The sequence below is a fragment of the Brevibacillus sp. AG genome (assembly GCF_028369215.1).
Taxonomy (GTDB): domain Bacteria; phylum Bacillota; class Bacilli; order Brevibacillales; family Brevibacillaceae; genus Brevibacillus; species Brevibacillus porteri.
Map to the genome: position 1 here is coordinate 1 of NZ_JAQMYO010000037.1, position 800 is coordinate 800.

Sequence of the window (800 nt, forward strand, 5' to 3'; positions counted from 1 at the left end):
AAGGTATGGAAAATAACTCGGTTTACGATCATAAACGAGCTGCGTAAAAAATATCCACTAACATGGTTGGTAGAAATTGCGCAAGTGTCACGGTCGGGTTTTTACAAATGGCTTAGCACCAAAGGAAGGCCGTCAGCAAGAAATGAGTTAGAACAGATTCTGAAAAAGCATATGATGGCGATTCACTTGGAGCATCCATACTATGGCTATCCACGAATGCAGATAGCATTAAAGAAGAAAGGATTGAATGCGAATCACAAGCGAATATACCGCCTGATGAAAGAGTTAAACCTTCAATCCATCATCAGAAGGAAGCGCCGCTTTTTTGGTAAAGCTCCTTCCATTGTATATCCCAACTTACTTAACCGTAAGTTTAGAGCGGACAAGCCCAATGAGGTATTTGTAACAGATATTACGTATGTTGCACTTCATAACCGTTACTATTACCTTTCGTCATTCAGGACCTTTTTAACAACGAAGTTGTTGCCTGGAAAGTTTCCAAGCGAAATGATTTACAACTTGTGTTAGACACTGTAGGACAGCTAAACGAAAAAAGAGACGTGCAGAAAGCAACCCTACATTCAGATCAGGGCTTCCAATACACGTCTCGACAGTACAATAAGCGAATAAAGGAACTTGGCATAAGTGGCAGCCACTCTCGCAAAGGAAACTGCCTTGATAACGCCTGCATCGAATCCTTTTTCTCGCATCTCAAAACTGAGACATTGTACTTTACTGAGTGTAAGACAGAGGAAGATCTCTTTCAAGCCATTGAAAAATACATTTGGTTTTATAACCAT

Annotated in this window: 2 protein-coding genes; both read left to right on the forward strand. The window is 40.5% G+C overall.

The window, feature by feature from the left end:
* A partial coding sequence (locus tag POF51_RS32015; protein WP_271756755.1) for an IS3 family transposase occupies positions 1-528 on the forward strand: 528 nt, incomplete at its 5' end.
* On the forward strand, positions 456-800 hold a 345-nt coding region (locus POF51_RS32270), incomplete at its 3' end, for a transposase (RefSeq protein ID WP_442869630.1). The genes POF51_RS32015 and POF51_RS32270, both read left to right, overlap by 73 nt.